The 17,143-nt window shown below is 64.2% G+C and carries 17 protein-coding genes; 8 read left to right on the forward strand and 9 right to left on the reverse strand.

Going from position 1 to position 17,143, the window contains the following annotated elements:
* Positions 1-133 precede the first annotated feature (133 nt).
* The gene (locus GA0061098_RS04055; RefSeq protein ID WP_091953727.1) at positions 134-1,027 is read left to right on the forward strand and encodes a sugar kinase; all 894 of its coding nucleotides are present in this window, start codon (positions 134-136) and stop codon (positions 1,025-1,027) included.
* 6 nt (positions 1,028-1,033) lie between these two features.
* Positions 1,034-1,948: a ribokinase gene (gene rbsK, locus GA0061098_RS04060; protein WP_091953730.1), complete on the forward strand. Its 915-nt coding sequence runs from the start codon at positions 1,034-1,036 to the stop codon at positions 1,946-1,948.
* Here the strand turns inward: rbsK and GA0061098_RS04065 are convergent, their stop codons facing one another.
* A complete protein-coding gene (locus GA0061098_RS04065) occupies positions 1,949-3,169 on the reverse strand; it encodes an NAD(P)/FAD-dependent oxidoreductase (RefSeq protein ID WP_091953733.1) in 1,221 nt (406 codons plus the stop codon).
* Between the two features lie 227 nt (positions 3,170-3,396).
* On the opposite strand from GA0061098_RS04065, the gene GA0061098_RS04070 reads away from it, so the two are divergent.
* Together GA0061098_RS04070 and GA0061098_RS04075 are read left to right on the forward strand one after the other, a co-directional pair.
* Complete coding sequence (locus GA0061098_RS04070) at positions 3,397-4,191, forward strand: enoyl-CoA hydratase/isomerase family protein (protein WP_165637133.1); 795 nt, start codon at positions 3,397-3,399, stop codon at positions 4,189-4,191.
* Positions 4,188-4,796: a histidine phosphatase family protein gene (locus GA0061098_RS04075; protein WP_091953736.1), complete on the forward strand. Its 609-nt coding sequence runs from the start codon at positions 4,188-4,190 to the stop codon at positions 4,794-4,796. Before GA0061098_RS04070 ends, GA0061098_RS04075 begins: the two co-directional genes overlap by 4 nt.
* On the opposite strand, the gene GA0061098_RS04080 is transcribed toward GA0061098_RS04075, so the two are convergent.
* The 4 genes from GA0061098_RS04080 to GA0061098_RS04095 form a co-directional block, all read right to left on the reverse strand.
* A complete protein-coding gene (locus GA0061098_RS04080) occupies positions 4,756-6,096 on the reverse strand; it encodes a TRAP transporter large permease (protein ID WP_091953739.1) in 1,341 nt (446 codons plus the stop codon). The two genes, GA0061098_RS04075 and GA0061098_RS04080, sit on opposite strands and share 41 nt — an antisense overlap.
* The gene (locus GA0061098_RS04085) at positions 6,093-6,671 is read right to left on the reverse strand and encodes a TRAP transporter small permease (RefSeq protein ID WP_091953741.1); all 579 of its coding nucleotides are present in this window, start codon (positions 6,669-6,671) and stop codon (positions 6,093-6,095) included. The genes GA0061098_RS04080 and GA0061098_RS04085 overlap by 4 nt, the downstream gene beginning before the upstream one ends.
* A 155-nt stretch (positions 6,672-6,826) precedes the next feature.
* On the reverse strand, positions 6,827-7,822 hold the full coding sequence (locus GA0061098_RS04090; protein ID WP_091953743.1) for a TRAP transporter substrate-binding protein: 996 nt from the start codon (positions 7,820-7,822) through the stop codon (positions 6,827-6,829).
* 55 nt (positions 7,823-7,877) lie between these two features.
* Complete coding sequence (locus GA0061098_RS04095; protein WP_165637134.1) at positions 7,878-9,593, reverse strand: IlvD/Edd family dehydratase; 1,716 nt, start codon at positions 9,591-9,593, stop codon at positions 7,878-7,880.
* Positions 9,594-9,767: 174 nt separating this feature from the next.
* Here GA0061098_RS04095 and GA0061098_RS04100 point away from each other — a divergent pair, with 174 nt between their 5' ends.
* The 3 genes from GA0061098_RS04100 (at position 9,768) to GA0061098_RS04110 (ending at position 12,394) form a co-directional block, all read left to right on the forward strand.
* The gene (locus tag GA0061098_RS04100) at positions 9,768-10,451 is read left to right on the forward strand and encodes a GntR family transcriptional regulator (RefSeq protein WP_091953749.1); all 684 of its coding nucleotides are present in this window, start codon (positions 9,768-9,770) and stop codon (positions 10,449-10,451) included.
* A gap of 175 nt (positions 10,452-10,626) precedes the next feature.
* A complete protein-coding gene (locus GA0061098_RS04105; protein ID WP_091953752.1) occupies positions 10,627-11,802 on the forward strand; it encodes a TAXI family TRAP transporter solute-binding subunit in 1,176 nt (391 codons plus the stop codon).
* A gap of 34 nt (positions 11,803-11,836) precedes the next feature.
* Entirely contained in the window at positions 11,837-12,394 is a 558-nt protein-coding gene (locus GA0061098_RS04110; protein ID WP_091953754.1) for a hypothetical protein, read from the forward strand.
* Between the two features lie 34 nt (positions 12,395-12,428).
* Here the strand turns inward: GA0061098_RS04110 and GA0061098_RS04115 are convergent, their stop codons facing one another.
* Positions 12,429-12,842: a hypothetical protein gene (locus tag GA0061098_RS04115; protein WP_091953757.1), complete on the reverse strand. Its 414-nt coding sequence runs from the start codon at positions 12,840-12,842 to the stop codon at positions 12,429-12,431.
* Between the two features lie 220 nt (positions 12,843-13,062).
* Positions 13,063-13,887, reverse strand: coding sequence for an NAD-dependent epimerase/dehydratase family protein (locus GA0061098_RS04120; protein ID WP_091953760.1), 825 nt, complete (start codon positions 13,885-13,887; stop codon positions 13,063-13,065).
* 89 nt (positions 13,888-13,976) lie between these two features.
* On the opposite strand from GA0061098_RS04120, the gene GA0061098_RS04125 reads away from it, so the two are divergent.
* Complete coding sequence (locus GA0061098_RS04125) at positions 13,977-14,954, forward strand: SMP-30/gluconolactonase/LRE family protein (RefSeq protein WP_091953763.1); 978 nt, start codon at positions 13,977-13,979, stop codon at positions 14,952-14,954.
* A 187-nt stretch (positions 14,955-15,141) separates the two neighbouring features.
* Here the strand turns inward: GA0061098_RS04125 and GA0061098_RS04130 are convergent, their stop codons facing one another.
* Together GA0061098_RS04130 and GA0061098_RS04135 are read right to left on the reverse strand one after the other, a co-directional pair.
* Positions 15,142-16,572 carry an aldehyde dehydrogenase family protein gene (locus GA0061098_RS04130; protein WP_028144301.1) on the reverse strand — a complete coding sequence of 477 codons (1,431 nt, stop codon included), beginning with the start codon at positions 16,570-16,572 and terminating at the stop codon, positions 15,142-15,144.
* Positions 16,573-16,853: 281 nt separating this feature from the next.
* On the reverse strand, positions 16,854-17,143 hold a 290-nt coding region (locus GA0061098_RS04135), incomplete at its 5' end, for a transposase (protein WP_129590805.1).

Genomic DNA, 17,143 nt, shown 5'->3' on the forward strand with positions numbered 1-17,143 from the left:
TCGTATTCCGGCCTCATGCTGACCTCAAGCGCTTGGGGCGGCAGATTTGCGAATAATTTCAGCGATCCCTGAGCGGAACCGGTGCTACAGTAAGCGCGCCGGCCTGGACCACAAAGCGCATGACGGACAAGCAATGCAGGCTCTCTTCATCGGACAGACCTATATCGACGTCGTCTTCATCACGGACCACATGCCGACCGGGGACGAGAAGCACGTGGCCTCGGACTACGCGGTCTCCTTCGGCGGCAACGCGGTGACGGCGGCGTTCTGCTGCGCCAAGCTCGGCATCGTGCCGGATCTTATCGCCACCGCGGCCAATGACTGGCTGGGACGCATGTTCCAGGACATGTGCGCGAAATACGCGATCTCGCTGCACGGGCGGAAGGTCAACCAGTCCTCGCTCTCCTTCATCATGCCCAAGGACGGCAAGCGCGCCATCGTCCGCTGCCGCGACGACGAGCACATCCATCCCTTTCCGATGCTCAATCTCGGCGGCTGCCGCGCGCTGCATGTCGACGGCCACCAACCGGACGCCGCGATCCACTACGCAAAAGTCTGCCGCGAGGCCGGCATCCTGACCTCGCTCGACGGCGGCGGCCTCCGCACCAACACGCATGAGCTGCTGGAATATATCGACGTCGCCATCGTCGCCGAACGCCTGTGCGAGCAGATGGACCTGACGCCGGAGAAGATGCTCGACTATCTCAAGAGCCGCGGCTGCAGGATCGGCGGCATCACCATGGGCGAGAAAGGCCTGCTCTGGTACAACGAGACAGGCGCGGTCGAGATCATGCCGGCGATGCCAATCCCGCGCGAGCGCGTGATCGACACCAATGGCGCCGGCGACGTGTTCCACGGCGCCTATGTCTATTCCTACCTCGCCCATCCCGGCAAAAGCTGGCGCGAGCACTTCGATTTTGCCCGGGCCGCCTCGACCTTCAAGATCCAGCGCCTCGGCAACGAGGCCGGCTTGCCGACGCTGGTCGATATCGCCAAGGTCCGGCACGAGTTCGAGGTCAGGGTTTAGATCCAGATGGGGCGCGTTTTCGTCGCCGGCAGCATCAACATGGATGTGGTGGCGACCGCCGATCGCCACCCGCGCGTCGGCGAGACCGTCGCCGGCCGCGAGGTGCTGTATTTTCCAGGCGGCAAGGGGGCGAACCAGGCGGTGGCCGCGTCACGGCTTGGAGCGAAGACCACGTTGATCGGGCGATTGGGGAAGGATTCATTTGGCGCTGAGCTGAAGACGTTCCTCGGCGCGCAGGGTATCGACCTCGGCTCGGTGCGCGACGCCGACACGCACACCGGCACTGCGATCATCACGGTCGCGGCCTCCGATAACACCATCGTCGTCATTCCCGGCAGCAATGCGCAGGTCGGCGCGGATGATGTCGCGGACGTGCCGCTGGCGAAGGGCGATGTCGCGGTCAGCCAGTTCGAGATCCCGCTGCCGACGATCGCCGCGTTCTTCCGGCGCGCGCGCGAGGCCGGCGTCATGACCGTGCTCAACCCGGCGCCGGCGCAAAAGATGTCCGGTGAGCTGCTCGCGCTGGTCGACATCCTCGTCCTGAACGAGACCGAACTCGGCTTCCTTGCCGGAGTGGAGCTTACGGACGCCGACGAGACCGCAAAGATCATCGACGTCGCGCGAAAACTTCAGGCGCGCGCGGACCAGACCATCTGCATCACACTCGGCAAGCGCGGCGTGCTCGCGCTTGCGGGGCGCGAAGAGGTCGCCGTGCCCGGGCATGCCGTGAAGGCGGTCGATACCACCGGTGCCGGCGATTGTTTTGTCGGCGCGCTCGCCGCGCAACTGGCTGACGGTGTGCCCTTGCGCGCCGCCCTCGCCTTCGCCAACGCCGCCGCCTCGATCAGCGTGCAACGCATGGGCGCGGGGCCGTCGATGCCGACGGCCACGGAAGTGGCGGCGGTGCTCCGCGCTGGCTGATCACGCCAGCGCGCTCTTCAGATCGAAGCTCTCATCCGCGGCCTGCGCCGGCGTGATCGAGCGATGCATGCCCTGCAGCCTGCGGCCGAACATGTGGTCGCCGGCGCGGTTGATCGATTCGATGCCGAGCAGCGTCTCACCCTTGTAGCAGAACGCGGAAAACGCCTTGTTCGCGGCGCTGCCACGCAGCACGACGCGGTCGTAGCCGGTGGTGAGGCCTGAGATCTGGAGCTTGTCGTCGCCCTGGTCGCTCCAGAACCAGGGGTGGCTGTCGTACGGTTTCCTGTCGCCGGTCAGCCGCGCGGCGAGGCAGCGGGCGTGGTCGGTTGCGTTCTGCACCGATTCCAGCCGCAGCGAGCCGCCGAAGCGAGGGCTTGCGAAAAGTGCGCAATCGCCGATCGCGGAGATGTCAGGGTCAGCCGTCGACAGATATTCGTCGACGATGATGCCAGCGGCGACCGGCAGCCCGGCCTCAGCTGCAAGCTCAATGTTCGGCAGCACGCCGACGCCGACCACGACGAGGTCGGCGGGCAGATGCCGTCCGTCGCTCAGGGAGACCCCGGTGACCTTGCCGCCTTCTGCCTCGATCGAGGTCGCCTGTACGCCGAGATGGACCCGGATACCGGCCTCGCGATGGCGTTCCTGAAAATACTCCGACACCTCCGCCGTCACCGCCCGCGCCATCACGCGCGGGGCGAGTTCGAGCACGTCGACCTCGAGGCCCTTGATCCGGGCGGTGGCCGCGAATTCGAGACCAATGAAGCCGGCGCCGATTACCACGACCCGTGACTTCGAGGGCATGATCGCACGCAGCGCATCGCTCTCGTCGAGGATGCGCAAATATTTCACGTCGGGCAGATTGGCATTGGGCAGGTCGAGCAGCCGGTTGCGCGCGCCGGTCGCCAGCACGAGGTGAGCGTAGGCCAGCGTCTCGCCCGAGGCGAGCAGCACCTTGTGGCCGGCGCGATCGATCGACACTGCGCGGCCCGCGATCAGCTCGATCTTCTGGTCCTGATAAAATTTCTCCGGCCGGAACATCAGGCTCTCCGGCCCGGCCGAGCCCTTGATATAGGCCTTGGACAAAGGCGGCCGCTGATAGGGCAGATGCGCCTCGTCATTGATCAGGCAAATGCGCTGCGAAAAGCCCGCCTGGCGCAGCGATGCCGCGACCTGATAGCCGCCATGGCCGGCACCGACGATGATCACCGGACCGTCGCTCATTGGACAGCCCATTTCCGGAAGACACGAGCGTGACCCATGTCGTCTCCTCTCTCGCTGATTTTGATTGCTGGCCTTACGAGGAGCCGGCGCTCGTGTCCGTCCCTTGGCGAAGGCGGCCCCATTTGAGCCTATCGTTTCGCCCCGCGCAAGGGCGGCGGTCGGGGATTGTCACTCCTCCGCTTCTGCGATTTAGTCGCACGAACCACCTCATGCCGGGGATATTCCAGATGCCAGCTCCCATCTCCCTGCCCGATGATCCCGCCCTGCTGCGGATCGACGGCCCGATCGCGACCATCACGCTCAACCGTCCCGCCGCGTTCAACTCCATCAATCTTGCCATCGCGCAGAAGCTCGAGCAGCTCGCGGCCTATATCGAAGCCGATGACGACATCAGGGTCGTCGTGCTCGAAGGCGAAGGCCGTGCGTTCTCGGCCGGCGGCGATCTGCAGACGATTGGCGCCGCCGCCGAAGCGGGCACGGTGACGCCCGTGGTCGGCGAGCTCTTGAAGCATTATCACGCCTTCATCGAGATCGTCAGGCGCATGCCAAAGATCTCGCTGTCGAGCGTCCACGGCTCGGCCGCCGGCGCTGGCATGGGCCTTGCCTTCGTCACCGATCTCTGCATCGCCGCTGATGACGCCAAGTTCACGCCCGCCTATGCCAAGATCGGAGTGTCGCCGGACGGCGGCTCGACGGTCGGCATTGTCGGCACGGTCGGCTCCCGCCGCGCGCTGCAGATCTTCCTGTCCGAGGACAATTTTACCGCGCAGCAGGCCTATGAATGGGGCCTCGTCGCCAAGACGGTTCCGGCCGCCGAACTGAAGGCGGCCACGCGAAAACTCGCCGAACGTCTCGCGCAGAATCCGCCGGCCGCAATCGCCGGCACCAAATCGCTGGTCTACCAGGCCGCCACCACACCTGTGAAACAGCAGCTCGATGCCGAGGAGCACAAGATCATCATGGCGATGAACACGGACGAATTTCGAAGCGCCGTGAAGAAGTTCACGAGCAAGTCGAAGTGACGACGCCAGCGCGTACGTTCTACGGCCTCCGTCACGGCGCGACCGACTGGAATCGCGAGGGACGATTCCAGGGGCGGACCGACAATCCGCTGAACGAGGACGGCCTGCGGCAGGCGCACGAGGCCGTGGACATGCTGCGCGGCGCAGGCATCAGCCGTATCGTCGCAAGTCCCTTGGCCCGCGCGGCGCGAACGGCCGAGATCATCGCGGCCGCAATCTCGGTGCCGCTGGCGATTGACGACGGCATCATCGAGTTCGACTTCGGGAGCTTTGAAGGCCTGCCCGTTCGCGACCTCATGATCAAGCACGGGGTCACGTCCGCGACGGGCCTCGTCTCGATCCTGCCGGCCGACGGCGAGAGCTGGGACGCCATGACGGAACGGTCGCTGGCTTGCGTCTCCGCGTGGCTCGACCGTCATCCCGGCGACGATCTCCTGTTCGTCTGCCATGACGCGGTGATGCAGGGGATGGCCAACGCGCTGTCCGGCAGCTACTTCAAGAACAGCCACGGCACGCCGTTTCGCTACGTCTGCGACGGCGCGCATTGGCGGGTCGAGCAAGTCGTTACTTTGGACAGATATAGCCCGTCCCCGCCGGCGACTTGAAGCAGCCGACCGATTCCGGCAGCACCTTCTGCGGCAGCCACAGCACCACGCTCGGGAAGTAGATCGCGAATGCGATCGTTCCCAGGAACACCAGATAGATCGGCAACGCAGCGCGTAGCGCTTTCGCGAAACTTATGCCGACGAATTTCGACGCCATCAGCAGCACCAGCCCGTAAGGCGGCGTGATCAGGCCGAAGGCGAGCGTGGCGATCAGCACCACGCCCATATGGACGCTATTGATGTCACCCGCCTCCGTCAGTGTGTTGACCAGCGGCATGAAGATGATGATGGTCGGCACCGGTTCGATGAAGTCGCCGACCACGGTGAAGAGCAGCACCATCAGCAGCATGATCAGATGCGGATCGTTACCTGCCATCGACGTGATGATTTCGGCGATGTAGCTCGCACCCCTGAGATAAGCGAGCATCCAGCCGAAGGCATTGGCTGCGCCGATGGTGACCAGCGGCAGCGAAAAGATCAGTCCGGCAATGCAGAAATCGTAAGGGATATTCTTGATGTGCCCGCGATTGAGCGCGGGGATCACGACCAGGACGATCCAGACCACGGCGACCACGCCGGCTTCCGTCGGCGTGAACCAGCCGGTCAGGATGCCGCCGAGCAGGATCACCGGGATCATCATCGGCAGCGCCGCATCGCCGGCGGCGAACACTACCTGCCGAAGCGGCGCGCGCGGCTTGCGCAGGCCCGAGGGGCCGAAGAAGTAGCAATAAAGCATCAGACCGAAGCCGATCATCAGGCCGGGCACCACGCCCGCCATGAACAGGCCCGCGATCGAGACGTTGCCGACCGCGCCATAGACCACGGCGGTAATGCTCGGCGGCACAAGCGCGGCGATAGTGGAGGCCGAGGCGATGATGGCGGCGATGAAGGCCGGATCATAGCCTTCGCGCTTCATCGGGCCGCCGAGCGCGCGGCTCATCACTGCGACGTCGGCGGTGGTCGAGCCCGACATCTCCGAGAAGAACATGCTGAAGACGACGACGACCTGCGACAGCCCGCCCCTGATATGCCCGACCAGCGACACCGAGAGGTTGGCTATTCGCACCACCACGTTGGCCGAGCTCATGAGCTCGCCGACCAGCAGGAAGAACGGGATCGCCAGCAGCGCCTCGGAATCGACGCCGTCAAAGATCTTCTGGATGATGGCGGCGAGCGAAACGTCGGACAGGAGCGCGCCGATGAAGACGCCGGCCATCAGCGAGAACGGCACGGGCACGCCGAGATAGCCGAACGACAGGAAGCAGATCGTCATCAACGCCAGAACAACAGGTGCGCTCATAGCTGCGCCCTCGCCTGCGCGTCGGTGACGATGGGCGTTCCATCCTCCTCTGGCGGCTCGGGATGGTCGAAGCCGTTGCGCAGGCCGTTGACCAGCTGCTCGATGGTGAACAGGCCGATCAGCACGCCCGACAGCGGGATGATCGCGTAGAGCGAGGCGATCGGCGTACCCGACGGCAGGCGAAAGCTGCCGAAGCCGCGCAGGTAATTCTGATAGCCGTACCAGATCAGGCAGAAGGCGACGCCGAGCACGACGAGGCGAATGATCAGCTCGACGATCAGCCGCGAGGTGCCGTGCAAGGCCTCGGAGATCGCGGTGAGATAGAGGTGGTCGTTGCGGCGCGTCGCAGCGGCCGTGCCGACGAAGATCGCGTAGATGAAAAGCGTCGAGGTGACCTCCTGGAGCCACAGCCAGGGATGACCGATGGTCCGGGTGACGATGTCGGCGGTGACCGACAGCGAGAAGCCGAAGCAGAGCACGCCGCAGAGGATCATCAGCGCGAACTCAAGCCAGTCGAGCCAGCGCCATTTCAGGTGGCGTTGGCGATGCACAAGCAGTTTGTCGGCGATGGCCATAGTTGCTCCCGGCTGCAGCTTTCCGTCATGGCCGGGCTTGTCCCGGCCATCCACGCTCTTGGCGCGGCTCGAAGGGCAGAACGTGGATGCCCGGGACGCCTAGCGCGAAGACGCGCTTCGCGCTTCTGCCCGGGGCATGACGACCTCGCGAGCGGTCAGTTAATCGACCGGATCAGATCCTTGACCTTCTCGGCGTGCGGGCCGAGCTCCTTGGCGAGCTTGTCGAGATAGGGATCGGCGACCGTCGTGAAGGTCTTCTTGTCGACGTTGTCGACGATCTTCACGCCCATCTTCTTCAGCTTTTCGGCCGCGGTGCGCTCCAGCTCGAACGCCTTCGCCGGCTCTTTGGTGCTGATCTCGTTGGCCGCGGTCTGCACCCAGCCCTTTTGCTCGGCCGAGAGGCTTTGCCAGAGCTTGTCAGAGATGAACACCAGCGCGTTGTTGGCCTCGTGCTCGGTGATGTTGAGGACCGGCGCGACCTCGTAATGCTTGTTGACGAGGTAGACGTTGATGCTGTTCTCGGCGACGTCGACGACGCCGGTCTGAAGGCTCGTGTAGACGCTGCCGAACGGCATGTGCACGGTCTGGGCACCGTAGGCCGGGAACATGGTGTCCTCGGTCGCGGTCGCCTGCACGCGGATCTTGGCACCCTTGATGTCGCCGACGTTATGGATCTCCTTCTTGGAGTACATGTGGCGCACGCCCTGCGATCCGGTCGCTATCACGTGCAGGCCCTGGGTGGTCTCGTCGATCATGGCCTTGAGCGCTTCGAACACGCGGGGATCTGCGAGGCCCTTAACCACGTGGTTCTCGTCGCGGAACAGATAGTGCAGCGACATCACACCGGCTTGCGGCGAGATCGTCGCGGTGTTCGCGGAGGAGATAATGGAGAATTCGACGTCTCCGGCTTTCACGAGCTGGAGCACTTGCGGCTCCTGCCCGAGCTGCGCGCCCGGATACTGGTCGATGATCATGGTGCCTTTGCTCAACTCCTTGAGCTTTTCGGCAAAGATGTCGCCCGCGATGGAATAGCCGGTGTTGCGCGGCTGGTCGTAGGCGAATCGATAATGCTTCACCTCCTGCGCCCCCGCCCCGGTCACGAACAGCACGGCGGCCGCAGCCGCCAACCCACGCATGGATCGTGCAATCATCGTTTCCCCCTGTGTTATGCCCGCCGCTTGTGCGGTCTGAGCGCTCGTCGTTCGGTCAGCTTGTCTCGGTCTTCCCAGTCCTCTGCATGAAATCGAAGTCGCAGCCCTCGTCGGCCTGCATGATGGTCTCGTTGAACAGCCAGGCATAGCCGCGCCGCGCTTCATCGGGCGCAGCCGCCGGCTTCAATGCAGCGCGCCGGCGCTCCAGCTCGGCCGCGTCGACCAGTAGCTCGATGCTGCGCTTGGCCACATCGAGGCTGATCTTGTCGCCGTTTTTCACCAGCGCCAGCGGCCCGCCGACGGCGGATTCCGGGGTGATGTGCAGAACGATGGTGCCGAACGCGGTGCCGCTCATGCGCGCATCCGAAATGCGCACCATGTCCTTGGTGCCGCCGCGCGCGAGCTTCTTCGGGATTGGCAGATAGCCCGCCTCCGGCATGCCCGGCGCGCCCTTCGGGCCGGCATTGCGCAGCACCAGCACGTCGTCGGCGGTCACGTCGAGATCGGGATCGTCGACCCGCAAGGTCATGTCCTCGACGGATTCGAACACGACGGCCCGCCCGGTATGCTTCAACAGCTTCGGGCTCGCGGCCGATTGCTTGATCACCGCACCGCGCGGCGCGAGATTGCCGTGCAGGACGGCGAGGCCGCCTTCCGTCTTGATCGGATTGTCGCGCGGACGGATCGCATCCTGTCCCGGCACGTCCTCCGCATTGGCGACGACGTCGCGCAGCGTCTGGCCCGAGATGGTCTTGGCGTCGAGATCGACGAGGTCGCCGAGCTGCGCCAGCAGCTTCGGCACGCCACCGGCGTGGTGGAAGTGCTCCATATAGTGCTCGCCGGACGGCTTGAGATCGACCAGCACCGGAACCTCGCGGCCAATCTGGTCGAACACTTCGAGATCGAGCCGATGCGGCGAGCGATGCGCCATCGCAGTCAGATGGATCAGGCCGTTGGTCGAGCCGCCAATCGCCTGAAGCACGACCTGCGCGTTCTTGAAAGACGCGGGTGTTAGAAGCTCGCTCGGCTTCGGCCCCTTGGTTTTGGCCATTTCGGCGGCAACCTTGCCGCTCGCTTCCGCCAAACGAAAACGTTCGGCATGCGGCGCCGGGATCGTCGCGCTCATCGGCAGCGACAGGCCCATGGCTTCGATCATGCAGGCCATGGTCGAGGCCGTGCCCATCACCATGCAGGTGCCGACCGACGGCGCGAGGCGGCCGTTCACTGCTTCGATTTCGACATCGTCGATTTCGCCGGCGCGATACTTGCCCCAGAGACGGCGGCAATCGGTGCAGGCGCCCAGCACCTCGCCCTTGTGATGGCCGACCACCATCGGCCCGACCGGAATGACCACGGTCGGCAGGTCGGCGCTGATCGCGGCCATCACCTGCGCCGGAAGCGTCTTGTCGCAGCCGCCGATCACGATCACCGAATCCATCGGCTGGGCCCGGATCATCTCCTCGGTGTCCATCGCCATCAGGTTGCGCAGATACATCGAGGTCGGATGCGCAAAGCTCTCGGCAATCGAGATGGTCGGGAACACGAACGGCATCGCGCCCGACAGCATCACGCCGCGTTTGGCGGCTTCGATGATCTGCGGGACGTTGCCGTGGCAGGGATTGTAGTCGCTATAGGTGTTGGTGATGCCGACGATCGGGCGCTCCAGCGCGTCGTCGGAATAGCCCATGGCCTTGATGAACGCCTTGCGCAGGAACAGCGAGAAGCCGGCATCGCCATAGCTCGTCAGACCCTTGCGCAACCCACCCGTCATCATGCCACTCCTCAAGTTGCCATTGTGGTACAGCCTGAACCTCGATTGTCAATAAGCTTGGTCCATATTGTCGCATTTTCCGCCCATAGGCGCCCTCTTCGGCACAAATTATTGACAATCCGTCCCTTCCCTGCTCCACAGGGCGAGCCGGCCAGACGCCGGGAGGCCGAAGGCATGTCCGACATTGGCACCGCAGACTGCACGCCGGTCCGGCGCGACGATCCGGACGACGTCGTCGCGCGGCTGGAGGAGGACATCATCTTCGGTCGCCTGCCGCCGGGCGCGCGCCTGACTGAAGACGCGCTGATGTCGCGCTACGGCACCTCCCGCCACTTCGTGCGCCAAGCCTTGGTGGATGCGGAGCGGCGCGGCATCGTCCGCCGCGAGAAGAACGTCGGCGCCACCGTGCGGTTCTACTCGGCCGAGGAGGTCCGGCAGATCTACGAAGTCCGGGAGATGCTGACGCGGCAGGCCGCGCTGATGATCCCGCTGCCCGCGCCGCGAGTGCTGATCGACGAGCTCTCCGCGCTGCAACGGCAATATTGCGCGAGAGCCGATGCGCAGGATCTGCGCGGCATCCACGAAGCCAATGACGCTTTCCACCTCGCGCTGTTCTCGGCCTGCGGCAATCCCTATCTGGTCGGCTCGCTCCAGGACTACATGAACCTGACCCTGCCGATGCGCGCGAAGAACCTCGCCGACCGCGAGGGGCTCGCGCAATCGCGGCGGCAGCATGAGATGATGATCGAGCTACTCAGGGGACGCGACAGCTGGGCACTGGCGCAGCTGTGTGTGGATCATATGCAGTTCAGCAAGAAGGACTATCTGGCGCGGATTGCGGACGAGGCCAGGCGTTAGTCGGCAAACTTCTGCTGCAGGCATCCATCACGGAACGCCGGTGCCCCGGGCGCGTTGGAAGGCCAAGCATAAGGCTCGGTCTTGGTTCGGATGCCGCGGGTGGCAGTTTCTCGCAGCATGTCACGCCCAAGGGAGGACTGACCGAGCAGGTTGAACAATGAGGGTCTGCGGAGCGATGCGGACCGGTTTGTTCATCGCATTGATTGCGGCGGCCTGGCTCGGCGGACAGGTCCAGGATTCTTTCGCGCAAAAGCGGCCGTCGGCTTCTCCGAGCGAATCCACGAAGGTGTCTCCGAGAAAGGAAGGCACCCCCAAGAAGGAAACGGGACGACCTGCGGACCCGTTTACGGTGGGATTTGTAACCGGTTCGCCGCAATGCACTGAATTCGCGATCGCTCAGGACATTGCGACCACGCTCGCCGGCGGTCAGGAGACCGGTCCTCATGGCCAAGTCGCATTGCGGGTCCTGCCCATCGTGGGAGACGGCGGTGTCCGCAACGTCCTTGATGTGCTCACCCTCGCAGGTGCCGACGTGGCGATTTCGCCCGTCGTCCTCGTCGACCGGCTCCGGGAGACAAGGACCTTCGGGGATATTTCTGACAGGCTGACCTACATTGCCCCGCTCCATATCGAAGAGTTCCATCTTCTCGCACGGGCGGAAATCGGCAGCCTGACGGAGCTTTCGGGAAAGAGGGTCAATCTCGGGGACGACGGCAGTGCCGGCGCCATTCTCGGCCGCGAAGTGTTGAACCGTCTGGGCGTCAAGATCATGGAGTCGAACCTGGGACCGGAGGCCGCGCTGGATGGTCTGAGGAAGGGAGATCTCTCTGCCGCTCTGCTGGTCTCAGGAAAACCGCTCAGCTTCCTGACGCAGGTCTCGCAACTCGATGGTATTCACCTCCTGCCGATCCCCTACTTCAAGGAGCTGCTGCAACAAGATTATCTGCCATCGACGTTCCGTCACAAGGATTACCCGAATCTGATCGCCGTCGAAGCGAGCGTTGACACGATCGCGATCAAATCCGCCCTCTTCGCCTACAACTGGCCGAGCGGCAACGAGCGATTTCGGTTGCTGGAGTTCTTCGTCCAGACATTGTTCACGCGCTTTCCCGAATTTCTCGGCGATGCCCATCATCCTAAGTGGCGCGAAGTAAACCTGGCCGCACAACTCCCCGGATGGCGACGATTCCGACCGGCAGAGCGCTGGCTCCAGCAGCAATCGGGAGGGGAAGCCGCGCTTCGCAAGGCGTTCGGCCGGTTCATCGAGGGAAAGCCAACGGCCGATCTACCTGATCGCGAAGAACTGTTTCGGGATTTCCTGCGCTGGAGAGAACGCAATCCGGCCAAGTGAGCAGACTTGGGCAAACAAACCTCGGGAGGTATCGATGCGCAAAACCGTGGTGGGCGCAGCCCTTGTTGCGTTGCTCGCCTTGATCGCCGATGTGAGGCGCCCCGCCGCCCAATTTGCTCCCTTCTGGCCACAAGCGCCGCAGCTGCTCCCGGGCACAGCGCCACCGGCCGACGAGGTCGAAAAAACCAGGACGGCCCCTCACCGAAAGAAGGCACATAGAAAGCACAAAGTCGTTCGTCCACCGCCAAACCAGCGGGAGGTCGCGGAAAAAAACGGATACCAGCGGGTCAGCGATCTCGTGAACTTTCCGAAGTTCTTTCCGGGCCTCGGCATCATATTCGTCAAGCCCGACACCTTGCCGCTGGGGCCGTTCCTGACCTTCGATCGCAGGGACCGTCTGGTCGCGACCGTCTACATGGTCCCGAACAAGGACATCGACGATCACAAAAGTTTGGAGGGGGCGGGGTCAGCAGGACCAGTTGACCACGTCAGCTTCTACTTCAACCCAGGTCACCCCGGCGTGGATGTGCCGCACTACCATGTGGTGCTCTGGCACGTGACCAAGAAACAGGAAGCGCGCGTTGCCAAGTGACGTACGACAGGTCATGTGATCATCACTGACGATGTCAGTACCGCCTCAGCAGGCCACGCTCCACGCTGGTCTCGCCATAATCGGCGCAGGCCCTTTTCGGGTTTTGGATCAGGTCCGTTCGGACCCGCCTGAACGTTTTGCGGGCCGCGTCGGACACTTCGGGACGGAATTTGCGGGGATCGTAGCTCTCGCCGTCGCGGGCCTTGATGGCCGCGGCATAGGCGTCGATCATGGCCATCGCGACGTCGGGACTGCCGAGCAGCCGGGCGCCGAGTTGAACGCTGCCGCTGCCATCGACCTCGTAACCGTCGCATCGCTGTTCGAGCACCACGGATGCGGTGACGAGTTGATCGAGGAACGCCGCCTCGGCGTCGCTGAGCGCTGCGGCTCGCGCTGAACTAGACACTGTCATCGCGAACACCGCGATGACTGGCAATTTGATTTGCATTGTCGTGGGTCTCGCTGGCGATGGCCGAACTATGATCGTACAGATCGAGAACCAGACGATGAGAGCAAGGTTGATCTAGATCAACGGACCGTCATGCCCGGGCTTGTCCCGCCGGCGCGGCCGAAGCCGCTTCGGCGACGCGAGGCCCGGGCACCCACGTTCTTTGGGCCGCGTGGCAAGGCGTAGATGGCCGGGACAAGCCCGGCCATGACGACAGGCCCTACCGCGTCTTCCAATCAATGATCCGGTCCGGATCCGCATCGAACTCCATGCTGCAGAACGTGCCGCCCTGGAAATAATCCCCGACCGGATCCGGCTTCAGCTTGGCCTGCTCGGCCAACGCGTGCGCGACGTGATCCTCTGAGCGGCCGGTGGGGCGATAGCCGAATTCGTAGGCGCGGTGGTTGTCCCACCAGGCGCGCTCGTTGAGGGATGCACCGTAGAAGATTTCGAAATGGATGTCGGGATGCTCGAGCCCGATGCGGCAGAGCTGCACGAGGTCGTCGGGCTTGAGCCAGATCGAGAGCCGGCGCTGATCGAGCGGCATGTCGCCGAAATTGCCGATGCGCAGGCACGTCACCTTCATCCCGTGCTTGTCGGCGTAGAGCGCGCCGACAGCCTCGCCGAACACCTTGCTGACGCCGTAGCGCCCGTCGGGACGCGGGGTGACGTCGGTGCCGATCTTGTGGTGGCGCGGATAGAACCCGACGGCGTGGTTCGACGAGGCGAACACCACGCGCTTGACGCCCTTGCGGTAGGCCGCCTCGAACAGATTATAGCCACCGATGATGTTGGCTTGGAGGATCTGATCCCAGCTGCCTTCGACCGAATAGCCGCCGAAATGAATGATGCCGTCGACGCCCTCGCAGATCGCCTCGCACTGCGCGAGATCGGCGAGGTCCGCCGCCTTGAACTTCTCGTTCGCGCCGAGATCGGCGGGCGGCTTGATGTCGGACAGCAGGAGATCCGAATAGATCGGCGGCAGCAGTCTTCGCAGGCTCGTGCCGATTCCGCCCGAAGCTCCCGTCATCAAAATACGCGGCATGTCTTCCCTCGCCTGTGGTGACCGATTTGCGGTCACATGTCTCTAATGATAGCAGGATTGTCCAGAGGGAACGAAACGAGAGAACCGACATGAATGAGGCATCGTCCCACACCCAGGAGCGGCCAGGCTGGCGGCCGGCGACGTATTACCCCGACCCGGCCATTCGTGCACTCGATCCCCGCTTCGAAAAATACTGGCTGAAACTGTCGGCGGTGGAACGGCTGGCGACCGGCCTGCGCTGGGCCGAGGGTCCGGTGTGGTTCGGCGACGGGCGCTATCTCCTGTGCAGCGACATCCCGAACCAGCGCATCATCAAATGGGAGGAAGAGACCGGCGCGGTCTCCGTGTTCCGCAAGCCCTCCAATTTCGCCAACGGCAACACGCGCGACCGCCAGGGCCGGCTCGTCACCTGCGAGCATGGCGGGCGGCGCGTGGTGCGCACCGAATACGACGGCAGCATCACCGTGCTGATGGATCAATTCAACGGCAAGCGGTTGAACTCGCCGAACGATGTCGTTGTTAAATCGGACGGCTCGATCTGGTTCACCGATCCGACCTTCGGCCTGCTCGGCAATTATGAGGGCTACAAGGCCGAGCCCGAGATCGACCCGAACGTCTACCGGCTTGATCCCGCGACCGGCAAGGCGACCATCGTCGCAGAGGGCGTGCTCGGGCCGAACGGGCTGTGCTTCTCGCCGGACGAGAAGACCCTCTATGTCGTGGAATCCCGCGGCGTGCCGAACCGAAAAATCCTCGCCTATGACGTCTCGGCTGACGGCACCACAATTTCCAACAAGCGCGTCCACATCGATGCAGGTCCTGGCACGCCGGACGGCATGCGCTGCGACATCGACGGCAATCTCTGGTGCGGCTGGGGCATGGGCGATCCCGAGCTCGACGGCGTCGTGGTGTTCGCGCCCGACGGCGTCATGATCGGCCGCATCGCGCTGCCCGAACGCTGCGCCAATCTCTGCTTCGGCGGCGTCAAGCGCAACCGCCTGTTCATGGCGGCGAGCCAGTCGATCTACGCGTTGTATGTGAATACACAGGGTGCGCTCGGCGGCTAGCGCCGCACTCGTAGGGTGGGCAAAGCGAAGCGTGCCCACCACTGCTCGCTTGTGGCGTGATGGTGGGCACGTCGCTTCGCTCCTTTGCCCACCCTACGGCACCTCGCCGTGTCGCGACACGCCGCCCAAAACAAAAACGCCGGAGCGGTTGCCCGCTCCGGCGCTTTGTTTGTTCAGTCGCGGAAACCTACGCCGCGTTGAAGCCGGCGACGGCCTTCACTTCGAGGAAATCCTCGAGGCCGTACTTGCCCCACTCGCGGCCGTTGCCCGACTGCTTGTAGCCACCGAACGGCGCGGTGCGATCGTTGGGCACGCCCTGGAGGTTGACGTTGCCGGCGCGGATCTGGCGGCCGACGCGCTTGGCGTCCTCGACCGAGGCGCCCGTGACATAGCCGGCGAGGCCATACGGCGTGTCGTTGGCGATCTGCACGGCTTCCGCTTCGTCCTTGGCGCCGATGATGGTCAGCACCGGTCCGAAGATCTCCTCGCGCGCGATCGTCATGTCAGGGGTGACGTCGGCGAAGATGGTCGGACGGACATAGAAGCCCTTGTTGACGCCTTCGGGCAGGCCCGGGCCGCCGGCGACGAGCGTTGCGCCCTCGTCGATGCCCTTCTTGATCAGGCCTTGGATCTTGTCCCACTGGCCGCGGTTGACGACGGGGCCGATGGTGGTGCCCTCGGCGCGGGGATCACCGGCCTTGGTCTTGTCGGCGACGGCCTTCGCGATCGCGGCGACGTCCTTCATCTTGGACAGCGGCACGATCATGCGCGAGGGCGCGTTGCAGGACTGGCCGGAATTGTTGAACATGTGCATCACGCCGCCGGTCACCGCCTTCGTGAGGTCGGCGCCTTCGAGGATGACATTCGGCGACTTGCCGCCGAGCTCCTGGCTAACGCGCTTCACGGTCGGCGCGGCGCGCTTGGCCACGTCGATGCCGGCGCGGGTCGAGCCGGTGAAGGAGATCATGTCGATGTCGGGGTGCTCGCTCATGGCGGCGCCGACCTCGGGGCCGAGGCCGTTGACGAGGTTGAACACGCCCTTGGGCACGCCGGCTTCATGGAGGATCTCCGCGAAGATCAGCGCCGAGGTCGGGGTGAACTCCGACGGCTTCAGGATCATGGTGCAGCCGGCGGCGAGCGCGGGCGCGACTTTGCAGGCGATCTGGTTGAGCGGCCAGTTCCAGGGCGTGATCATGCCGACCACGCCGATCGGCTCGCGCAGCACCATGGCGGTGCCGACCGGCTCCTCGAAATGATAGTTCTTGAGCACGTCGAGCGTGGTCATGAGATGGCCGAGGCCGGCGCCGGCCTGGAGCTTCTCCGCCATCGGCAGCGGGGCGCCCATCTCGTCGGAGACGGCGGCGCCGATCTCCTTGAGGCGGCCCTTGTAGACCTCGATGACCTTGGTGAGCAGCGCGACGCGCTCATCACGGCTGGTCTGGGAGAAGGTTGCGAAGGCGCGCTTGGCGGCGGCAACCGCCTTGTCCACGTCGGCCTTGGAGCCCAGAGCAACCTCGTACATCGCCTCTTCCGTCGCGGGATTGACCACGGCGGTGGACTTCTTGACGGCGGGATCGACCCAGGCGCCGTCGATGTAGAATTGCATGCGATTGACCATCGTTAACCTCTTCTTGGGGGCATGTGGGGGCGTTTCGGCAGGCATCCTTGCACGAAAGCGCCGGCAATTGAACCCGCCATATGCGGGGCCAGCGTTGCGGCGGACGCGCGGAATATGGGACGCGATTTAAAGCGAGGCAAGCGGCCTGGGTCCCGGCTCTGCGTCGCGACATTTCATGTCGCGCCTTGTCCGGGACACGAGATTGGAGTGAGTCCAACCAGGCTCGTGCCCCGGACGCGGCGCAGCCCTACTTCAGCGGTGCGTTGCAGAGCCGGCAACTGTTATTGGGGGCCGGCCTTCAGGTACGGTTTCCTGTCGCGCATCATAGCGTTAAGGACCGTTAGCAGCTTCCTGGCAACGGCAATGAGGGCGAGCTTGGCCGGTTTGCCGACCTGTCGCAATCTTTCATAGAAGGCCTTGAACGGATCGGCCCGTCGAACCGCGTTGAGAGCAGCCATGTAGAGAGCGTCGCGAACGCGCTTTCGACCGCCGGCGATCTTGCGTTTGCCACGGAAGGCGCCGCTGTCGACGTTGAAGGGGGCAAGGCCGGCGAGCGCCGCGATCTGCTTGG

This window comes from Bradyrhizobium shewense, assembly GCF_900094605.1.
Taxonomy (GTDB): domain Bacteria; phylum Pseudomonadota; class Alphaproteobacteria; order Rhizobiales; family Xanthobacteraceae; genus Bradyrhizobium; species Bradyrhizobium shewense.